The sequence below is a fragment of the Luteibacter sp. HAY1-4A genome (assembly GCF_056755355.1).
The window spans coordinates 1-1,480 of sequence record NZ_JBNDHZ010000103.1; the positions used below are offsets into that span (position 1 = coordinate 1).

At 58.0% G+C, this 1,480-nt stretch carries 2 protein-coding genes; both read left to right on the forward strand.

Going from position 1 to position 1,480, the window contains the following annotated elements:
* The first annotated feature begins 142 nt into the window (after positions 1-142).
* Positions 143-841: a hypothetical protein gene (locus ACPYOD_RS19095; RefSeq protein WP_481303265.1), complete on the forward strand. Its 699-nt coding sequence runs from the start codon at positions 143-145 to the stop codon at positions 839-841.
* Positions 838-1,480 (forward strand): EamA family transporter (locus ACPYOD_RS19100; protein WP_481303266.1); only part of this gene is annotated, 643 nt, incomplete at its 3' end. The genes ACPYOD_RS19095 and ACPYOD_RS19100, both read left to right, overlap by 4 nt.

The window sequence follows — 1,480 nt, forward strand, 5'->3', positions numbered from 1 at the left end:
GATCCTGCGTTTCATAGCGCCTGGAAAAAGTGTGTCGGACGTAACAGTATCGCTACGTGAGATGAAAATTCAGAATAGTCGTATATCGGCTTCTTCAGTGTGTCATTAACGTTCGACAACGACCATTGGAGAGGAAAGCGCCATGAAAAGCGGATTCGACCTAACGCGACACATTCGCGAATACCATTATGACTACGTCACCGTTGTGGACAGCGTCATGGTGCCGTCGCTTTGCGATTCGTTACGTGAACGGATCGAGCGACTGATAGGAGCGGGTCAGGTCAAGCTGGTCGATCATCATGGGCGTGGAACGGACGCTGTTTCAGACTCCGGAGGTCGTTATCTTCATCACATCTTCGAAGGTGATGACATTCGTCTCCATCTTCCGGAGCTCACGGCGGTATACCACGCGGTATTGCCTCTGGTCTCATCAATTACGTCTCAGGATGTGGTGTTGTCACCCTATCCTCGCTCCGATATCAACATCAAGGTCTATCCGCCTGGCGGCGGTACCCTCGGCGAACATTACGATACCAATGGCGTCACGGTCCTGCTGTTCCTGACGACGAATCGGGAAGCTCCGCTGCGTATACAGATTCCCCGATCGCATCCGTCGAAAGGAAAGTGGACGGAACGCCGGTCGATATATGCGACCGCGGGCTCATTGCTCGTCATGAAGGGACGCGAGGTTCTGCACGACTGCGAGCCCACCATAAGGGAGCGAAAGATCTCCGCCGTGCTCAACTACTATGTGCGCGGCGACACCTGGAGGCACGAGTCGTTCGACAGCTTCGTGTATGACGGTGTGGCTCCACCGCGCTCCGTGGGAGCAGGGGCATGAAGGTTGCCCATGTTCTGCTCGGTGTTCTGGTAACGGTGATATGGGGCAGCAATTTTTCCGTGATCGAAGTGGGCCTTCGCGATCTCGATCCCTTCCTCCTTACGGCCCTGCGCTTCACCTTCACGGCGTTCCCCCTGGTGTTCTTCTTGCGGAGGCCGCGAGACGTGCCGTTCGGGATGTTGGCGGCCTATGGCCTCCTGTTTGGCGTCGGCCTGTGGTGGGTGGTGAATTTCGCGATGGCAAAGGGCCTTTCGCCCGGATTGTCGTCGCTGGTGTTGCAGTTCAGCGCGTTCTTCACGGTAGTGCTAAGTACCCTGTTCTTCCGCGAACGCATGGGCGTGCCGCAGTACCTCGGCATGCTCCTCGCGGGGGGCGGTCTCGTGCTCGTGATCGGTTTTACCCATGGTGCCTCGACCACCCTGGGTATCGCCCTGGTTCTTGTCGCGGCGCTTGGGTGGAGCGCCTGCAACCTGATCGTGAAGCGGTACAAGCCGGCAGACATGCTTGCCTTCATCGTCTGGTCGAGCGTGTTCTCCGCACCGGCTCTATATCTGCTCACGTGGCTCCAGCATGGCGCGGCGCCATTCTCGGCATTGCTAGGTGGCGTGACCGCGGCGGCAGCCGGGTCGGTGCTGTTCC

Excerpts from the sequence above, each read along its gene's own strand:
- ACPYOD_RS19095 (WP_481303265.1), top strand. The coding sequence starts at position 143 with ATGAAAAGCGGATTCGACCTAACGCGACACATTCGCGAATACCATTAT.